Here is a 19791-nt window from a genome sequence, read left to right as displayed (position 1 = left end):
AAATATGAAATATAGAGCTTTATTTCCACCAGCATTAACAGGATTACTGATAGTTTCAATATTTTCTACAGCAAAAAACAATAGTGAAAAAGTTGATAATTATAACGAATATATAAATCAAGCTAGGGAGGCTGCTTCGTATGAGATTTATGTGGATGCAGAGACTGATTATTTGAAGGCTCTTGAAATAAAAAAAAGTCTTTCTATTTACAACGAACTTGCAGAAATTTATATGGAAGATAACAAAGAGAGTGAGGCGGAAGAAATAGCAGATAAGTTAGTGAGCACATATCCAGAAGATGGGATGGCTTATAATTATTGCGCGCAAATATATAAAAATTATGAAAATTATTCAGAAATATATAAGATATATGAAAAATATAAAAAGAAAAATTTACAAAATGATGAGTTGGACAAATTATATTCAGAAATAAAGTGGTTGTATGAGATTGGAAATGAATATGGTTCTGAGGTATCGTGCTTTTCTAATGGTTTATGTGCGGTACAAAGAGGGGACGATGGTTCAGAATGGGGGTATATAGGAAGTACAGGACGAAGAGAGATAGACTACAAGTACAAATATGCGGGTCCGTTTATCAATGAAATTGCACCTGTAGAGACTGTAAATAATATCTGGTATTTCATAGATAAGGAAGGTAATAAGAAGAAGGTTCTTAACAAGATAGAAAACGTAAAAGGAATTGGATATGTGTGTGATGCGATTCCTGTATTTAATGGTGAGACATGGGCCTATTATACTGACAGCCAGAAACTGATATCTGAAGGATATGACGAGGCAATGGCAATGGCGAATGGTTATGCTGCAGTCAGAAAAGGGAACTCTTGGCAGTTGATAAATGAAAAAGGTAAAGAGGCTACAGACAAGATATATACAGATATAGTTGTTGATGATAAAGGAATTGCATATAGATACTGCTTTTTTGCAAAACAGAATGGAAAGTACAGAATGTATGATATTGATGGCAATGCAATAGGCGATGGAGTGTTTGATAATGCAAGATTATTTAATCCGGGAAGTGATTATGCCGCAGTAATGATTAATGGCAAATGGGGATTTGTTGATGCCTCAGGAAAACAGGTGATCGAACCTGAATATGAGGATGCCAGAAGCTTTGCAAATGGGGTGGCAGCAGTAAAGAAAAATGGCAAATGGGGATATATAGACAAAAATAATGAAATGGTCATTGAAAATATATTTAGCGATGCCAGAGACTTTAATGATGCAGGGAATGCCCTTGTAGAGGACTGTGGAACATGGCAGATGTTAAAACTGCTCAGATACGAGAATTAGTAAAGGAGAGAACACACATGCAGGGATTTACTTATGAAAATCAGGGACAGAATACATATCTTGTATATCAGTTTGACGACAGACCGATAGATACAATGGCTCTTGGTATGCTGACCAACAATAAGATAAAGGGGTTTGCTCCGGCTATATATACAGAGATAGATAATCAGAAATTCATCAAGTACAATGTGTCGTCACATGTAACACTCAGTAAGCTCTTTATGGGAGATGTCCGCAAGATGCGTCTTCTTAAGACATTCGTCAATATTGTGGATGCAATGCAGATGCTTGATGCGTATATGCTTGATAGAAGAACAATCATGCTGGACAGAGATTACATATATGTGGATGCGTCAACATCAGACGTATCTATGATATGCGTGCCTGTTGTAGATGAGTTTGCTCCTATAGATGAGAGGGAATTCTTTAAAAACATTATTTTCTCTGTCAGCTTTGCGGCAAATGAGAATGGAGACTATGTGGCAAGGATACTTGCTTATTTGAATAGTGTTGAACTCTTCCAGCTTCAGGATTTCAAGAAGATGCTTGAGGGGCTTATGTCAGAGCAGCCTGCGGCCGGTATGCAGAATGTACAGCCTGCCATGGGTGCTCCTTACATGCAGAACAATCCTTATCAGCAGACTCCTGCGGGAGCTCCGGCACAGCCGCAGATGAATATGAAACCTGCTGTTATGCAGCAGCCGGTTCCACCTGTACAGCCACAGAACAGACCAACAGATATTGGCCAGGAACCTGCTATACAGAATGTATATGTGTCCTCTGGGGCGAGTGCAAAGGATATAAAACTGGCAAAAAGAGAGGAAATGCTCAAGCAGCAGGAGGAAGAAAGAGCTAGGGAGATGGCAAGGAATCCTATAGCACCGGAGAATGTCGATATGGGATTTGCAGTTCCGGGCATGAGTACAAACCAGTACGCAAGTAAACCGAAAGCAGTATCTGCAGCACCGGCACAGAAGGCTTCTAAGGGAAAGAAGAACAGTGGTTCATCAGAGGATGACATCTCATTGTTCTATCTGATGCAGCATTACAGCAAAGAAAATAAAGAAAAATATAAAGCGGCAAAGGAGCGAAAGAAGTCTGGAAGTACAGCTACAGAGGCTCCTGTTGCAAAGAAGCAGGCGTCAGTGATCAAGCCGATGGCAGCATCAGCAGTTCAGCAACCGCCTGTCGGCAATCCATATCAAGCGGCGCCAGCACAGCCACAGGCACCAGTAATGAATAACCCATATCAGGCAGCACCGGTACAGCCACAGGCACCAGTAATGAATAACCCATATCAGGCAGCCCCTGTACAGCCACAGGCACCAGCAATGGCAAATCCATATCAGGCGGCGCCAGCACAGCCACAGGCACCAGTAATGAATAACCCATATCAGGCAGCCCCTGTACAGCCACAGGCACCAGCAATGGCAAATCCATATCAGGCGGCGCCAGCACAGCCACAGGCACCGGCTATGAACAGTCCATATCAGACAGCACCGGCACAGCCACAGGCACCAGTTATGAACAATCCATATCCGGCACCACAGATGCCAGCGATGGGCGGAATGCAGGATGACTATGATCAGACAACGCTTATAAAAAATACTGGTAATACGGATGATGCTGGAACAACGGTGCTCAATGCGGCAACAAAGGTTGAGAGACATCCATATTTGTATCAGGTCAAGAATGGCCGAAAGATATACTTAGATAAGAAAACAAACAGAATCGGTAAAAATAGAGAGGTTGTAGACATATGCATAGATGGAAATCCGGCGATCAGCAGATGTCATGCAATTTTCTATAGAGTTGATGATGCCTGCTACATAGAGGATCTTAATTCAACAAATGGAACATTTGTTGATGATCAGCAGATAACAAGTAACTGTAAAACAATGGTTCGTGTAGGTTCAAGAGTGAAGCTGGGCGATGAGGAATTTGAACTTAGATACGACTAAATCTGCCGAAATGGAGGAGAGGGTTTATGAGTTGCTTATTAGTTGTACATAGTGATATCGGAATAAAAAAGAGTACCAATCAGGATTCGGTTCTCGCTGTTAAGGCTGATACGGATATGGGTGAAATTTCACTGATTGCCGTATGTGATGGAATGGGTGGATTTGCTAAAGGAGAATTGGCATCTGCCACGGTTATAAGAGCCTTAAATGACTGGTTTGCCAACAGATTAACCTATCTGGTTGGCAGCGGATTCAGCGATGACGGTGTGCGCAGGGAATGGAATGATCTGTTAAAAAAACAGAATGAAATAATAAAAGCATATGGAGCAGTAAATGGAATAAGTCTGGGTACTACGATTGTGGCTGCATTATTTTACGGTAACCGGTATATCATATGCAATCTGGGGGATTCCAGAGCATACAGATTGAGCAATGGAATAGAGCTTATAACAAAAGACCATTCATATGTTCAGAGAGAGATAGATGCGGGAAGAATGACAGAGGCGGAAGCAGAGGTAAGTCCTCAGCGAAGCGTAATATTGCAGTGTATAGGTGCTTCGGATGATATATTTCCCGATTTCTTTTCAGGAACTACCAGTCCTGGTGACAGCTTTGTTCTGTGCTCCGACGGTTTCAGACACAAAATAGGCATGAACGAGATATATAAATACCTGAACGCCGGAATGACTCCGGATGAGGTGAGAATGAAGAATAATATGGAATATCTCACAGAGCTCAATAAATACAGGGCAGAGACGGACAATATATCAGTTGCAATGGCGAGAATAGTATCATAGGAGGGGAGCGCTATGCTTGAGATAGGTTCTCTTGTAGATGGAAAATATAAGATCCTGAATAAAATCGGACAGGGCGGTATGAGTGTTGTATACCTTGCCATGAACGAGAAGGCAAATAAGCAGTGGGCGATTAAGGAGGTCCGAAAAGATGGCAAGAAGGACTTTGACGTAATACGGCAGGGGCTTGTTGTAGAGACGGACATGCTTAAAAGGCTAAAGCATCCGCATTTGCCGAGTATAGTCGATGTTATAGATGGAGATGGTACCTTCCTTATAGTTATGGATTATATCGAAGGTAATCCTTTAAATGTTCTGGTCAATGAACAGGGAGCCCAGTCGCAGGAGGACGTGATCGATTGGGCAAAACAGTTGTGTGATGTGCTTGGATATCTTCACAGCAGAACACCGGCTATTATTTATCGAGATATGAAGCCGTCCAATGTAATGCTAAAGCCTGACGGCAATGTTATGCTTATTGATTTTGGTACTGCCAGAGAATACAAAAATAAGAACATGGTGGAGGATACAACCTGTCTTGGAACTCAGGGATATGCGGCTCCGGAGCAGTTTGGAGGGCATGGTCAGACTGATGCCAGAACGGATATTTATTGCCTGGGAGCAACTATGTATCATCTGGTTACTGGTCATAATCCGGCTAAACCTCCATATGAGATGTATCCGATAAGACAGTGGAATCCGAAGCTTTCATCAGGACTTGAAGAGATAATTCTAAAATGTACCAGAAAGAACCCTGATGACAGATATCAGTCATGTAGTGAATTGATGTATGCGTTGGAGCATTACAACGAGCTGGACATTACATATAAGAAATCACAGAAAAGAAAAATGTTCGGCTTCGCAACGGCGGTTGTGTTGTCGGCGGCGCTCTTTGGTACAGCAGGATATATGAATTACAAAGAGAAATCTTACAAGAGTCAGAACTTTGATACGTATTATACATATGCGGGTACGGCGACATCGGAAGCGGAGTTTAAAGACATGGTTAGCAATGCTTTAAGCCTGGATGATACTTCACCTGAGACATATGATCTTATACGTACTAAGTATCTTGAATATTTTGAGAATGGACAGCCTCAGGGTTCTGGGGATAAATCGATAACATTCAATGAGCTCAACAGTATAAAGGAACTGATTGAAAAGGATGGACATCTGGATAATTTCAAAAAAGCAGATCCTCTTGAATATTACAATTTCTGTTACAATCTCGGACTTAATTTGTGGGCATATATGAATAACGGAAGCTCCGACGCAATAGCGTGGTTTAGCAAGGTTGAACCATATTCGGATGGAAATAAAAACAACAATAAGAATGCGTCAAATGCAAAACTTTTCATAAGGCTTGGAGGATATGTGAATTCTTCAGGTGGAAGCGGAGTGGATATATTTGATGAGGATGTAGATTATTCTGCCGAGTGGGATGATCTGGTAAGCTTGTATGACCTCACGATATCACAGGATGACAATTATACTGATGATAAATTCAAAGCGTATACATATCAGCTTATTCTTAACCAGATTGTTGCAAAGGCAAGGGAATATAACGGTTATATAGATGCGTCCCAAATGTATGAAATGATAGACAACATAGAGACACAGGTAAAGGGTGCTTTGGTGGAGGTTGTCGGTAACAGCTATGATGGAGTGTTTGACAGCCTTATAGATACAGCGCGGGGAAAGGTGAACAGTGCAGTCACCGGATCAGGTAAGACTGGGGGTGAGAAGTAATGTCACTTAGTGTAGATGAGATAGAACGTACCATGAATACATATCATACAGCGTGGCTTGTGTGTATGATAGCGGCATGTGTATTTCTTGTTGCAGCGGTTGTATTGTTTATTGTGTTTCGTATTCCAAGGGTGTTCATGAACCTCACAGGTATTGAGAGAAAACGCCAGATCAAGGAGATCACGGAGAATGTCGGAACAGAGGCACAGACTGCACGGCATAAGTCGGTACAGAAAAGAAAAACTGTACAGCCTGAGCCACCTGGTGTTCAGCAGAATAGTGCATACCAGATGAATGCCGGACAAATGCAGACGACAATGCTGGCGGGGCAGAATTCGAGTAACATTGATTCGACTGTCAAGCTGGCAAATTCTGAAAACACTGTATTGTTATCAAACAATGGCGGTGGTGCAGGGGCGACTGATGTTCTGGTTGCCAAAGCAAAGCCGGAGAAGTCAACAAGAAGCAGTGTGTTCAATATAACGCAGCAGATAATTCTGATTAATACAGAAGAAATCATATAAGTATAAGAGAGGAGCAAAGAGAAATGAGAAAATCAAGGTTTTTTAAAGCGTTGATGGCATGGACACTGGTTGTGATTATGATAACCGCAAATGCAGGAAGTGTACTTACATCAAGAGCAGTAGAGAGCACACCTGTATCTCAGGACGGACAGGATGGGCAGAGCCAGAAGGATCAGCTCAAAGAGCCTGCTTCAGAAGAATTTAAAAAACCGGCAGGAGTCGGTGATATCACATTTATACAGAATGAGATCAAAAGCGGGCTTGGACAGGTTACAACGGGCTTGAGGGTAGCCATAGACAATGGAGAAGAATTCAAGAATAGTGTTGATAAGGTGGAGTTCTGGATAGGGTCTATATGTGCAAGCTGTATTCACACTAAAGATTATGTGGATGAAGAATATTATGATTTTGATTTATTGGGTTCCCAGTTGAAAGCCGGGGATGAGCTGAGTGTCAGATTCTATCCGTTTCAGGGTGATTTTACTGCATGGACCGGCAATGTTGATTCAGATATAAATATAATACATGGAATTGACAGAGCATATGTATCTGAGGATAACGGCAGCTATAAGCTTAATATAAACACAAGCTTTGAGGGCAAAAGAAAATACAGTGTAGATATAATTGGAACAGATGATGGAAAGTCTCTTGCGGGACAGCCATATGAGCTTGTTACATCAGATGGAACAAGTGAAATAGAGCTCAGTTCAATTGTAAAGAATATCTCGGAAAAGAATTTCTATGTGAAAGTATCCGGTATAGATGCTTATGGAAACGCATTGGCAGAGGTAACTACAAAAGTTGTGACGAATTCGACATATCTTACGGTTAAGTATCCTGACAATGTAGAGATTTTAGCTGTCAGCGGAAAAAATGACCAGACAGCTATAGATGGCAGATATACTCTTTTAAAAAATCAGAAGATAACATTAAAAATAAAGGCAAATTCACCAAAGCCAATTATAAGCAGTATAACTGACAATGGAAATAACCTGGCATTTACTTCAACGGCTTCTGGCAAATCTGACAGCACGGTGTATTCTCAGACGAGCGTAGATATAGCTTTTGATGGAAATAATCATGAAGTTCAGATTGAGACTTCCGATGCACAGGGCGAGGGAGTATTGTCCTTTGCAAAGAATATAAAGAGTAACGAGTTCTATCCTACATATAAATATACTGCATTTTTCACAACGAGAAACGTGAAACCGGAGAATGCAATAGATGAGTATAGCGTGAAATTTAGCTCTGACTCTGCTGCAATAGAGTCGATCAATGCAAAAACCGGAGTATTCACAATTGCGGAGGATGCTCAGGAGAATTCTACATTTGAGATTAAGGCAACATACAAAATATGTGATACTGAGAAGACGGTTTCTATCAAGGGAACGGTGAAGTATGGTCAGTTTGACAATTTCAATTATGTATATGTAGATAAAAACAACACCACTTACCCGACAATGGTTGACAACAGCTATGTGTGGATGAATAGGCCGGTATTCCTCCGACTGGGCTTTGATACTGATAAGGTTGTATCCTATAAGGTAAATGATGGCGCATATACATCAATAGGAGACTCATCTCAGAAAGATATATATGCAGACGACAGTAACAGCTATTTTGAAAAGGAAACTAAAGTAAATATTACAACCAAAGCAATAGGTGATAACAAAAATCAGGATTCCTCTACGGATAAGAATAATTTCAAGTATAAGAAGGATGAAGTCCCTGTATATGTTGATCTCAATGCTCCTGAAGCAAAGGTTTCATACATGAAATTTTATGCAAAGAACTCAACAGAAATTCAGATAGACAATGCATCTGAGAAAATACCTGAGGCATATAAGAAGGTTGTGACACTTGACATATCCGATCCAGAGTCAGGCCTTGTTGACAAGGTTGTGTATTCGGATCACGAGCTGACAGATATCGATGTAAATAATACGACTACGGACAGTGTAAATAAGATATTGAGTAAGTACAGTAATCAGACAATATCCGTCAATTCAGGAAGAGCAGAGCTTACAGTTACTGCAGATAAGAATCCAAGCAATGACGCTCGGAATACGTATTATTTCTATACATTTGACAAATCCGGAAACTGTACTATGATCACCTGTGATATTGGTGCACTTCCACAGATAAAGGGTGGCGCAGTCAAGTATAAAAATGAGCTTAAGGATGGTTTTACAAAGGCTGGAAACAGTGTTTATTTCACAGTAAATGGTTCATTTGGAATATATGAAACAGATGTGGATAAGGAGTATGGCTCAGATACAGCTTATATCAAGTTCTATTACGTTAAGGCTGGAAATCAGAACAACAAGATTGCAATAGATAATATAAGTGTATCAGAAAATACAGAGCAGGGAGCATATGACGTAACAGGAACATTTGATATACCTAAGGGTAGTGATGCTGATGGCGTATACGATGTGTATATGGATGTTCAGGATGCTGCAGGAAATAAGCTGGATAATATGCTTCATGCACATTTTACAGTAGATAACACTGCTCCTGTACTGACTGCGAACAAGGAGTTTGGAGACAGCAGCTATACATATCTTAACGCATCAAGTAATAGCGCATGGGGAGTAAAGGCTGTTGAGAACAATCTTAAAAGTATAAGTGTAGAGAGCGTTGATATTGCTAATGTTGGCGACTCATCAAAGAGCGCAGAGGATATCAAGAAGATCGTAACAGATACATTTACATATCCGGGTCAGGCCACACAGTTTGTCAAGAACAATGATGGCACATACAGTACCGGAAGCTGCAAGATTCCTGCTGAGGCAAAGTATACAGTAAATCTTAAGGCTGAAGATGTTGTGGGTAACATATGCAGGCTGTCTATGAGATTTTATTATGACAAGACATCAGCCAATATATCCGGTTTTTCTGTTAAGCCGATGTCTGACGATACAAAATACGAGGATTATAAGTCCTTCTCCAATGGAGCAATCCAGTTATCATTCAGTGCAAATGATGATGTCAGTGGAGTAGGAAAGGTTGTCATTGATTTTGAATCGGCAGATAAAAAGAACAGTGACACAATTGATTCTGAGGTATGGACATGCGGATCAGGAGAGAAGCTAACTAAGGCGTTTACCAAGCTTATAGACAAGAACTTTAAGGGTAAAATAAACATAACTGTATATGATGTTGCAGGCAATAAGGCATATCAGAGCAAAGAGGATGTGACAAAGTATTTTGGTGTAGTCAGAGAGGACAGTAATCTTCATGAGAGAACGTCATCTGTGGATATCACTGAGAACAGTTCAATTGCAACAAAATATGGTAACGTATATTATTATGGCAAGGATGAGAATGTAAGCCTGTCAATAAAGGCAAATGATGATTTCTCGGGAATAAAGAATGTTGTGCTTAAGGACAATGGAAACGTTCAGACTCTATGTGATAATACTGATAAAACATCCATTAAGACAAAGTTCAGTGGATCATACACGATAGGTTCCGCAGAAGAAAACGAGGGAGAGCACCGTGTGATGGCAACGCTCACTGATAATGCGGGAAACGTAATTACATCTGGTGTATATCGCAGATATGTGATTGATACCATAGCTCCAGTTATAAGCTGTACATATGATTCAAATAATGACTCAAACTTCTACAACAGGGCAAGAACGGCACATATCAGAATTGATGAAGTGAATTTTGATCCTGAAAAGGTTACTGTGTCAGTGTCTAAGAATGGTGTTGTGACTAAGCTTAAGAATAACTTCAGTAAGGATGGTAATACATATGTAATGGACTATGTATTCTCAGACGATGCAGATTATATTCTTACAGTTACATGTCGAGATAAGGCTGATAATAAGGCAAATGATTATTCGTCAGGAAAGTTCACAGTGGATGCGACAGCACCTGTATTGGAGGTTTCGTACGATAATAACAGTGCTCAGAATGGCACATATTACAATGCATCCAGAACGGCTACAATAAGGGTTGAGGAGCATAACTTTGATGCTTCACGAGTTAATATAGCTGTAACATCAGAGGATGGAACATCCGCAGCTCCGGGAGCAAGTGGATTTACATCAAATGGTGATACGCACGTTGCGACAGTCAATTTCTCTGCAGATGGAAAGTTCCGTATAAGGGTAAGCGCAACAGACAGTGCGGGAAATACTGCATCAAATACAGTTGATGATTCATTTACCATTGATATGACTGCTCCTGAGATTAGCATATCGCAGGTAGAAAAGGATGGAGTATACACAGATGAGGTATCGCCGGTTATATCTGTAACGGATACAAACTATAACAAGGATGGCATATCAATAAGTGTGACCGGCACAAGAGGCGAAGCTGGCAGTGATGATGTGGCATACAGCGCCGAGATGGTTTCAAATGGTGAGAAATATTCATATTCTAACTTTAAACAGAGCGAGAATGTTGATGACAATTATACTCTGGTTGTGACTGCTAAGGATATGGCTGGAAATGAAACAAGTCAGGAAATAGGATTTAAGGTAGATAGATTTGGATCTTATTTCGTACTTGGAAAGGCTGCAAAGGCAAGCGTCGACAGATATTATACGAATCTGAGCGATGGTGACATAGTTATAGATGAGTATAATGTTGCCGGTTTTGCGGATTCTGATGTGTACTATACAGTTGGCGACAAGGTAGTAAACCTTGAGAGCAATGAGTATACAGTCAAGGAAGACAAGCCGTCAAATGGATGGAACAAGCGTTCATTTACAATTCCTGCTGATACCTTCAAGGACGAGGGTGTGTACAGTATAGTTATCCATACCAAGGATGCAGCGGGAAAAGAAACAGATAATGAAGTAAAGAATGCTGCGGTTAAGTTCTGTATAGATAGAACAGCACCGGAGTATCATGTAGCTGGTGTTGAAAATGGTGCTGTGTATGAGAATACGGATTCTGTAAGTGCGTCGGTTTCATTCCATGATAATCTTGCGCTGGGATATGCGGACATCACGGTTGACGGAGTCAAGACGAGATATGAAGCTAAGGACATTGAAAAGCTCGGCGGAGAGGTTAAGCTTGACGATATAAAGGCATCTGCAAAGAAGCACACAATAGTTGTGGAATGTTTTGATGCAGCAGGTAATGGCGCATCGGATAATGGTTCAGAAATAACATTTACTGTATCGAGTAATGCTATTCAGACGGCTATGGCTGAGGCTGGCAGCATCTCATGGATCATTATACTGATCATAGTTATTGTGGTATTGATTATTGCGGGAATAGTTATATTCCTTGTAAGAAAGAAAAAGAAGGATAATAACTAAGTTATTGGTATGGGCAAAGGGGATAGCCACATCTCCTTTGCCCATTATATATAAAAAAACTCATTAAGCATCATTTTCCCCAAAAATATGTTGACTAATAACTCTCAATGATATAGAGTAATGGTTGCATTTATAGATATTAGAAAAACGCTCTTATTCAGAATGGTGGAGTCAGAAGGGACGAAGAAGCCATGGCAACCCCGATGTCAGATTCGGAAGGTGCCGACCTGAGCGACGCAGATATGTAGGTGATACAAGATCTGTGCTCGAACAATGAGAGGCTTGACAGACACGATCAAACCGCTCATACGAAGCGGTTTTTCTTATGTACAAAAAGGAAAGGAAGTAGTATGGAAAGAAGATTATTTACATCGGAATCAGTAACAGAAGGACATCCTGACAAAATCTGTGACCAGATATCAGATGCAGTGCTTGACGCGCTGATGGAGCAGGATCCAATGAGCCGTGTGGCATGTGAGACATCCATCACGACAGGTCTTGTGCTTGTCATGGGAGAGATCACAACCAACGCTTATGTGGATATTCAGAAGATCGTTCGTGAGACGATCAGAGAGATCGGATACGACAGAGCAAAGTACGGATTTGACTGCGATACATGCGGCGTTATCACAGCCATAGACGAGCAGTCATCAGATATTGCCATGGGAGTTGACAAGGCACTCGAGGCAAAGGAGCACCTCATGAGCGAGGATGACATCGAGGCGATCGGTGCCGGAGATCAGGGTATGATGTTCGGATTTGCAACAAATGAGACACCTGAGTACATGCCATATCCAATAGCACTTGCCCACAAGCTTGCAAGAAAGCTCACAGAGGTAAGAAAGAACGGAACACTCCCATACTTAAGACCGGACGGTAAGACACAGGTAACAGTTGAGTACGATGAGAATGACAAGCCTGTAAGACTTGATGCAGTCGTTCTCTCAACACAGCACGGAGAGGAAGTCAGCCAGGAGCAGATCCACGCAGACGTTAAGAAGTATATATTCGACGAGGTTCTTCCACAGGAGCTCATCGATGAGAATACCAAGTTCTTCATCAATCCAACAGGAAGATTCGTAATAGGTGGACCAAATGGTGACAGTGGTCTCACAGGACGTAAGATCATCGTTGACACATACGGCGGATATGCCCGTCACGGCGGCGGAGCCTTCTCAGGCAAGGATTGTACCAAGGTAGACCGTTCAGCGGCTTATGCGGCCCGCTACGTGGCTAAAAACATAGTTGCAGCAGGTCTGGCTGACAAGTGTGAGATACAGCTCTCATACGCTATCGGTGTTGCAAGACCTACATCCATCATGGTAGACACATTTGGCACAGGAAAGCTTTCAGATGAGAAGCTTGTCGAGATCATTAGAGAGCACTTTGACTTAAGACCAGCAGGTATCATCAAGATGCTTGACCTCAGAAGACCTATCTACAAGCAGACAGCAGCTTACGGACACTTCGGAAGAACAGATCTTGATCTCCCATGGGAGAAGCTGGACAAGGTGGATGTGCTGAAAGCATACTTATAAGCAGATTAAAAAAATTCAGACAAATATAAAAGCACATGTATCAGATTGAAACTGATACATGTGCTTTTTGTATATCACGTTATTCCGTGAGTATTAATCTTTGTATTTCTTTGCGGATTCAAGTGCCGCATCTATCTCGTCGAGGGATGCCTGGATCTTGCTCTCCGTATCCTCTTTGACGTCAAATGCTGAATCTATAGGCTCGCTGTCATCGGCGACATCCTCAAATGCAGTGTCGTCATAGTCGTCAGTGTGGATGACATCGTCCTCATCAGGAGATACCTGATTGTCGTAATCGGAGTCTGCGTAACTCTCGTGGATAACCTCGTCGTCCCCAGGGAAGAGCGCCTTGTTGTTGATGGTGGGCACCTCGCTATTGTCGTGGTGAGGCATTCTGACGTGTTCAGCGGCTTTTGCGGAAGGCTCGGCAGCTTCTGATGTTTCATTTGCTGTGCTTTCCTTCTCCTCGTTGTCCTTCTTCAGCTTGTCTATCTGAGCCTCGTAATCAGCGATGAGACCCTTGAGTGAGACAGCAAGGATGATGATGACAACGACCAGTATCACAAGAACTATGATGGCTATGAGCATTATTACGAACTTGTGCTTGTCTATGAAGCTGGACAGCGAATCCGTCTCCTCGATGAGATCCGTTGCGTCAAGGAAAGTTCCTTCATTTGGATTGAAGAAATACCAGCCCTGGTGTCCGTCGTTTGTTGCTGCGTAGAGGAGAACGGTGTTGGAACTGCTTCCCTTCATATAAGCTCTGATGTCCGTGTCGTTCAGGTTGATCTTCACTGGAAGATATCCGGTTGGCACTGAGACTGAATTAGGCTTTGGAATGATGTTATAAGTGTTGTTGTTTGAGTGAACGCTTACAAGGGTATCTGCAGGTGCGGATGCGTTCTGATCTGCCTCTGTGAGTGTTCCTACCTCATCCTCAGTAACAACAGGCTTGGTCTCGCTGTCGATCAATGCAAGAGGTGTTGCAGGCTCGGCTTCTGAACCGGTATCGCTGACAGTAGATGAAGCTGCTTCGGTGGAAGCGGCGGCTGACTTGTCGCTGATGGTTACCGAGTTGTATGACGGTGTCATGTCTATCGACTCTTCTGTGTCGGAGATGACCTCAACTGCTGATGTCTCTATGCTGGCAGTTCCGCTCGCAATGGCGGTAAATGTAAATGTTGCTGTCATTGCATCTCCAGGCTTTACATTTGCCTGGGAGTAGCTTACGGTGCCCTCAGATTCCACGGTGCCGCCGCTCACAGCCTTGAGCAATGTGGAATCATATGTGATATTGTAGCTGTAGCTTGATAAAGCCTGATCGGCTGCGTTTATACTTACCTTGATCTCCACGGTATCGCCAACAACGACCGTGGTGGATGGAACCTCAACACTAAATGCGACTGTAGCGGCATAAGTGGTATGAAGCATGAAAAGCATCATAGTCAACACACATGCAACTTCTGTCATAAACGTTCTAAAGCTAAATCTTGTAGTCCTCATAATATTCATATACGGTTATCCACCGAGTCCTCCTTATCCTCTGTTAATTATTATGGTGTAAGTACGTGTAGCTTTACTCTGGGATTTACATACTATCTTAAATGTATTCTTTCCTGATTTCAGGGTTTTTGTTCCCGTTCCGCTCACTGTGGAGTAGCTGCTTACAGGTGAAGCGTTTATTGTCGCACTTGATACAGATGAGCGCACATTTACCGTGTACTGTGTAGTGCTGTTTATTGCAAATGTAGGTGACAGCTTCTGGCCGCTTACAGAGAGTGTTTTCAGGTAGTTGTTCTGGTTGCCCGGATTAGCCGCAGGCATCTTCATTGCTGTGCTTGGCATATTCTTGTAAACAGGTATGGCAAATGTTATGGCTTTGTTGAGTGCTCCTGAAGACTTGTAGGCATCATATACCTTCCATGCCTCTGTTGTAGGGGCCTGTACATTTCCCATGTACTGATGCCAGTACAGGCAGTCTGTGTAGGTTACGTTGAACTTCTGAGTATACAGAGTGTTCTGACCCTTGTTGATGTAGGACTCTCCGATATACATCGCACCGCCGATTATTGATTTGGCAGGTGTTGTCCATGGCCTGTTGTACGATGTGCCCGATGAAGCCCATCTCAGACCGTTTGTTATAGCGTTGCCTGATGCACTCTCAAATGCACCGATATTGTAGAAGTTATATATGCCGGGATATGTGGCATTCTTACCGTTTGTTCCCGAGGTTATCGAGCCTCCGACCTCCTGCTTGATACGTGAAGCAATGTGGTAAGGGCTGACGCCGGATTTCTGTGCTGCGGTGATTATCATGGATGAATATGTGGTGGTCGAACCGGTTGGGTGCGCATTGTGCATAAACGAACCAGATAATATAGCCTCAACTCCTGACTTTGTCTGTGATGAGTCGTATGACAGCTTTTCAAATGCGAACATGGAGCTTGCGGATGACATATATGTTCTCGGATCGAGGTAATACTTTACAAGATCGTCCGAGGCTGCAAACCATGTTGAACCATCATATGATGAGTAGGAGTCTGTCTTGTAGTTGTATCCAACGGTCTGTGATCTCCAGCCGTAGTTAGGACTGGAAGATGTACAGTTTACAAGGTTGTTGACACGTCCCTGTACGTTGACCTCGTTCTTGACCACGTCGTTCCAGTTAAGGTTGGTGTGTACCGCCTTGAATATCCAGTTTGGATGCTCCGCATGGAGCTTTCTGAGAAGCACCTTGTAGCTCTCAGGGAAGTTCTGGGCGGATAACTGCTTTTCAAATGCTGCATCCGATGTCTGGTTACCGTCAGGTTCCTTGTATGTTCCCATTGTGATGAGCGATGAGGAGATAAATCCTGTATACTTCTTGCTGCTGTATGTGAGGTTGACCTTGTACCATGACTTGTTGGATGTATCAGTCACGGAGAGTGCCTGTCCCTTCATGAGCATGATCGCGCTTCCGTTGTAGGTTATAGGTGTACCCGCTGCCGTCTTGCGGAAGTATACATAGTCTTCATTCACATAACCGCTCTTGGCTGCCTGAGCCGCTGTGGTAGGCTGCTGCGTAGTAGCCTTGGTCGTGGCCTTTGTTGTGGCTGAAGTGGAGTCGATCACGATGAACTTGGAATATACATAACCGGTGTAGCGCTTCTTCTTATATGTAAGCTTGACCTTGTACCATGTCTTGTTGGAAGTGCTCAGTACGGTCATGCTCTGACCGCCCATGAGCATGATCGGCGATCCGTTATACTTCAGCGGCGTGCCGTTTGGCGTTTTTCGGAAATATACATAGTTTTCATTTTTTCGAAGGTGAGCCTTCTTGGAGGTTGTCCTTGTCACCTTGATAAATGCGGAGTACACATAACCGGTGTAGCGCTTCTTCTTATATGTAAGCTTGACCTTGTACCATGTCTTGTTGGAAGTGCTCAGTACGGTCATCTTCTGACCCTTCCTGAGGAGTATGGCCGAGCCGTTATATTTTATAGGCGTGCCGTTTGGTGATTTGCGGAAATACACGTAGTCAGACGTGAGAGTTCCCGTGGTCGCGGCTTCTGCGTGATTGTTTCCCACATACAGTCCGGTCACCGCGATGCAGACGACCGCCCAAATAAGCATTACGATAGAAATAGTAGTCCGGGTTCGTTTATTATTGATATCCATAGTAACCTCCATTTTTCATAAAACAAATCTATATATAAAATAGTATTTATGACAAAATTACATCAGTCTAAGTTTACCATAATTATTGCAAATGAGCACCATTTTTGTGAAAAAAGTTATAAAAAAGTAATAAAATTGCAACAAAAAAGCTTTTGCCGGTCAGACAAGTGCTGACCGGCAAAAGCTTTTCGCCTTATGTCGTATATATTAACCTACTTTGAGCTTGAATTTCTGGATCTCTTTGTCCGTCTCTACCTTCTCGATTAGAGCACCAAGTCCGCGAAGCTTTTCGTCGAACTTCTCGTAGCCTCTCTGGATATACTTGATATCACATACAGTAGAGAAGTCGTTGGCCACAAGTGCCGCAATTACAAGTGCTGCGCCTGCTCTCAGGTCAGGTGCTGCAACATTTGCACCGGTGAATGTCTCCACACCATCGAGAATAGCGGTGTTGCCCTCGACTCTGATGTGTGCGCCCATTCTTGAAAGCTCTGCGACATACTTGAATCTGTTCTCAAATATGCTCTCGGTGACGATGCTTGTTCCGTTGGACAGTGCAAGTGTAACCGCCATCTGTGGCTGCATATCTGTCGGGAATCCCGGATATGGCAGAGTCTTGATGTTGGTAGCCTTGAGTCTCTTGTTGCACATTACTCTCACTGAATCATCGTACTCGATGACAGTGGCACCTATATCTGTAAGCTTTGAGGTTATAGCCTCAAGATGCTTAGGAATTACGTTCTTGATGAGGACGTTGCCTCTGGTGGCTGCTGCTGCAACCATGAAGGTTCCTGCCTCGATCTGGTCCGGAATGATGGAATATGTAGTTCCGTGAAGTGACTTTACGCCACGGATACGGATGACATCAGTTCCGGCACCCTTGATGTTAGCACCCATACTGTTGAGGAAATTGGCAACATCAACGATATGTGGCTCCTTGGCTGCGTTCTCTATGGTAGTCTTGCCGTTTGCCATTACGGCGGCCATCATGACATTGATGGTGGCACCTACTGAGATCACATCCATGTAAATGTGGCTTCCGATCAGCTCATCAGCCTCAACGGATATCATACCGTTTGCTATATCAACGTGGGCTCCAAGTGCTTCAAAACCTTTTATGTGCAGATCTATCGGACGGGCTCCGATGTCGCATCCGCCTGGAAGAGCGACCTGTGAATGGTTATATTTGCCAAGCAGTGCGCCGAGCAGATAGTAGGATGCTCTGATCTTTCTGATATATTCGTCGTCGACACAGAGATTGGTATTCGGATTGATGGTTCCACCACATATAGCAACCGTGTGCTCGTCTATGTAACGGACCCTTGCGCCGATACCCTGAATGGCCTGAAGAAGGACTCTTGTATCTCTGACGTTCGGTACGTTTTCTATTGTGACTTCCTGGTCGGTCATGACTGCAGCGGCAAGTATTCCAAGTGCGGCATTCTTAGCACCCGCAATGGTAACTTCGCCCTCCAGAGGACGACCTCCCTTGATAACATACTGTTCCATATTTCACCTCTTAGATAATTCTCGGATTATCGCAACTTTATAGATTATAGCACATAAAACTGAAAAGTAAACAGTTACTTGTCTGCTTCACAGTATATACATCTGTAAATTCGCTTTTCTCTGTCTGTGAGTTTGAATATATGGGTTATTCCCTGCTCTGTGGTCGTAATGCATCTTGGATTGGTACATTTCTTTATTCCAACCAGTCTCTCAGGCAGTTCGATCTTACGTTTTTCAACGAGCTTGCCGTCCTTGATGATGTTGACGGATATATCCGGGTCGATATACCCCAGAACATCAAGGTTTATGTCGATATCCTGATCTATCTTAAGAATGTCCTTTCTTCCCATCTTCTCGCTTTTAACATTCTTGATTATAGCAACGGAGCAATCCAGCTTATCAAGATGAAGATCGTTGTATATCTGCAGGGCTTTGCCTGCTGTTATATGGTCAAGTACAATACCATTCTGAATACTGTCAATATTCATGATCATTCCTCCTATGCCTTAAAATCCTTGTCGAGTCCGAGAAGGTCCATGATGAGTGCCATTCGGACATATTTGCCGTTGAGTGCTTGTCGGAAATAACATGCTCTCGGATCGTCATCCACCTCAACAGATATCTCATTTACACGAGGAAGCGGGTGAAGGATCGACAGGTCAGGCCTAGCGAGAGCCAGCTTTGACTTGTCAAGAATATAGGTATCTTTCAGTCTTATGTAGTCCGCCTCGTTGAAGAAACGTTCTTTCTGGACTCTTGTCATATAGAGAACGTCCAGAGATCCGATAGCATCCTCAAGAGAAGAGATCTCCTCATATGGTATATTATTCTTTTCGATGACTTCTGTTCTTATATAATCAGGTAATTTTAATTCATCCGGTGATATGAGAATAAATTTTATGCCTTCGTATCGTGACATGGCCTTTATAAGTGAATGAACCGTACGACCAAACATAAGATCCCCGCAGAAACCTATGGTCATATTGTTTAGTCTGCCCTTCTCTCTCTTTATTGTGAGAAGATCGGCCAATGTCTGCGTAGGGTGATTGTGACCGCCGTCACCAGCATTAATAATAGGAACATCTGATTTCATGGAAGCCAGCATCGGGGCACCCTCTTTATAATGTCTCATAGCTATAATATCGGCATAACAGCTGACGATCTTGACGGTATCGCCCACACTCTCACCTTTTGTTGAAGATGAGGAGCTCGCAGATGAAAATCCGAGAACGTTTCCGCCAAGTTCCATCATGGCAGCCTCGAAGCTAAGTCTTGTGCGTGTGCTTGGTTCAAAGAACAGAGTTGCAAGCTTCTTGCCCTTGCACACCTCACTGTATTTTTCTTTGTTATCGATGATGTCCTGCGCCAGAGTGAGCAGATGATCGATCTCCTCAACTGACAGATCCATCGGGTCTATTAAATGTCTCATTTGACATAATCCTCCTTAGATGATCGGGTAAATATT

12 protein-coding genes and 1 riboswitch are annotated in these 19791 nt (G+C 42.8%); of the genes, 7 read left to right on the top strand and 5 right to left on the bottom strand.

The genetic code is table 11. The annotated features are described in order from the left end of the window. Nucleotides 1-4 precede the first annotated feature (4 nt). From DW025_RS06935 to metK, 7 genes are all read left to right on the top strand, one after another. Entirely contained in the window at nt 5-1312 is a 1308-nt protein-coding gene (locus DW025_RS06935) for a WG repeat-containing protein (protein WP_119999313.1), read from the top strand. Further along, nucleotides 1276-3273, top strand: a complete 1998-nt coding sequence (locus DW025_RS06930) for a DUF6382 domain-containing protein (protein WP_133302881.1) — start codon at nt 1276-1278, stop codon at nt 3271-3273. Before DW025_RS06935 ends, DW025_RS06930 begins: the two co-directional genes overlap by 37 nt. A gap of 26 nt (nt 3274-3299) precedes the next feature. Then, nucleotides 3300-4070 carry a PP2C family protein-serine/threonine phosphatase gene (locus DW025_RS06925; RefSeq protein WP_055222436.1) on the top strand — a complete coding sequence of 257 codons (771 nt, stop codon included), beginning with the start codon at nt 3300-3302 and terminating at the stop codon, nt 4068-4070. Between the two features lie 12 nt (nt 4071-4082). After that, nucleotides 4083-5816, top strand: coding sequence for a serine/threonine protein kinase (locus tag DW025_RS06920; RefSeq protein ID WP_119999309.1), 1734 nt, complete (start codon nt 4083-4085; stop codon nt 5814-5816). Continuing rightward, nucleotides 5816-6340, top strand: coding sequence for a hypothetical protein (locus tag DW025_RS06915; RefSeq protein ID WP_055222437.1), 525 nt, complete (start codon nt 5816-5818; stop codon nt 6338-6340). Before DW025_RS06920 ends, DW025_RS06915 begins: the two co-directional genes overlap by 1 nt. Nucleotides 6341-6363: 23 nt before the next feature. Next, nucleotides 6364-11622 carry an Ig-like domain-containing protein gene (locus DW025_RS06910; RefSeq protein ID WP_119999307.1) on the top strand — a complete coding sequence of 1753 codons (5259 nt, stop codon included), beginning with the start codon at nt 6364-6366 and terminating at the stop codon, nt 11620-11622. A gap of 150 nt (nt 11623-11772) precedes the next feature. Further along, nucleotides 11773-11902: riboswitch (SAM riboswitch) on the top strand. A gap of 70 nt (nt 11903-11972) precedes the next feature. After that, on the top strand, nt 11973-13160 hold the full coding sequence (metK, locus tag DW025_RS06905; RefSeq protein ID WP_022217499.1) for a methionine adenosyltransferase: 1188 nt from the start codon (nt 11973-11975) through the stop codon (nt 13158-13160). A 93-nt stretch (nt 13161-13253) separates the two neighbouring features. Here metK and DW025_RS06900 read toward each other — a convergent pair whose 3' ends face one another. The 5 genes from DW025_RS06900 to pyrB form a co-directional block, all read right to left on the bottom strand. Further along, entirely contained in the window at nt 13254-14672 is a 1419-nt protein-coding gene (locus DW025_RS06900) for a cohesin domain-containing protein (protein WP_118757962.1), read from the bottom strand. A 24-nt stretch (nt 14673-14696) separates the two neighbouring features. After that, nucleotides 14697-16817, bottom strand: a complete 2121-nt coding sequence (locus DW025_RS06895) for a cadherin-like beta sandwich domain-containing protein (RefSeq protein WP_242992637.1) — start codon at nt 16815-16817, stop codon at nt 14697-14699. A 207-nt stretch (nt 16818-17024) separates the two neighbouring features. After that, the gene (locus tag DW025_RS06890) at nt 17025-18326 is read right to left on the bottom strand and encodes a UDP-N-acetylglucosamine 1-carboxyvinyltransferase (RefSeq protein WP_117549764.1); all 1302 of its coding nucleotides are present in this window, start codon (nt 18324-18326) and stop codon (nt 17025-17027) included. 74 nt (nt 18327-18400) lie between these two features. Beyond that, entirely contained in the window at nt 18401-18814 is a 414-nt protein-coding gene (locus DW025_RS06885; protein ID WP_015534312.1) for an aspartate carbamoyltransferase regulatory subunit, read from the bottom strand. Nucleotides 18815-18825: 11 nt separating this feature from the next. Continuing rightward, a complete protein-coding gene (gene pyrB / locus DW025_RS06880) occupies nt 18826-19755 on the bottom strand; it encodes an aspartate carbamoyltransferase (protein ID WP_118017989.1) in 930 nt (309 codons plus the stop codon). Nucleotides 19756-19791: the final 36 nt, after the last annotated feature.

Origin of the sequence: Coprococcus sp. AF38-1 (assembly GCF_003603945.1) — a bacterium.
GTDB lineage: Bacteria > Bacillota > Clostridia > Lachnospirales > Lachnospiraceae > Coprococcus > Coprococcus aceti.
This window is presented reverse-complemented; position numbering and strand designations above follow the sequence as displayed.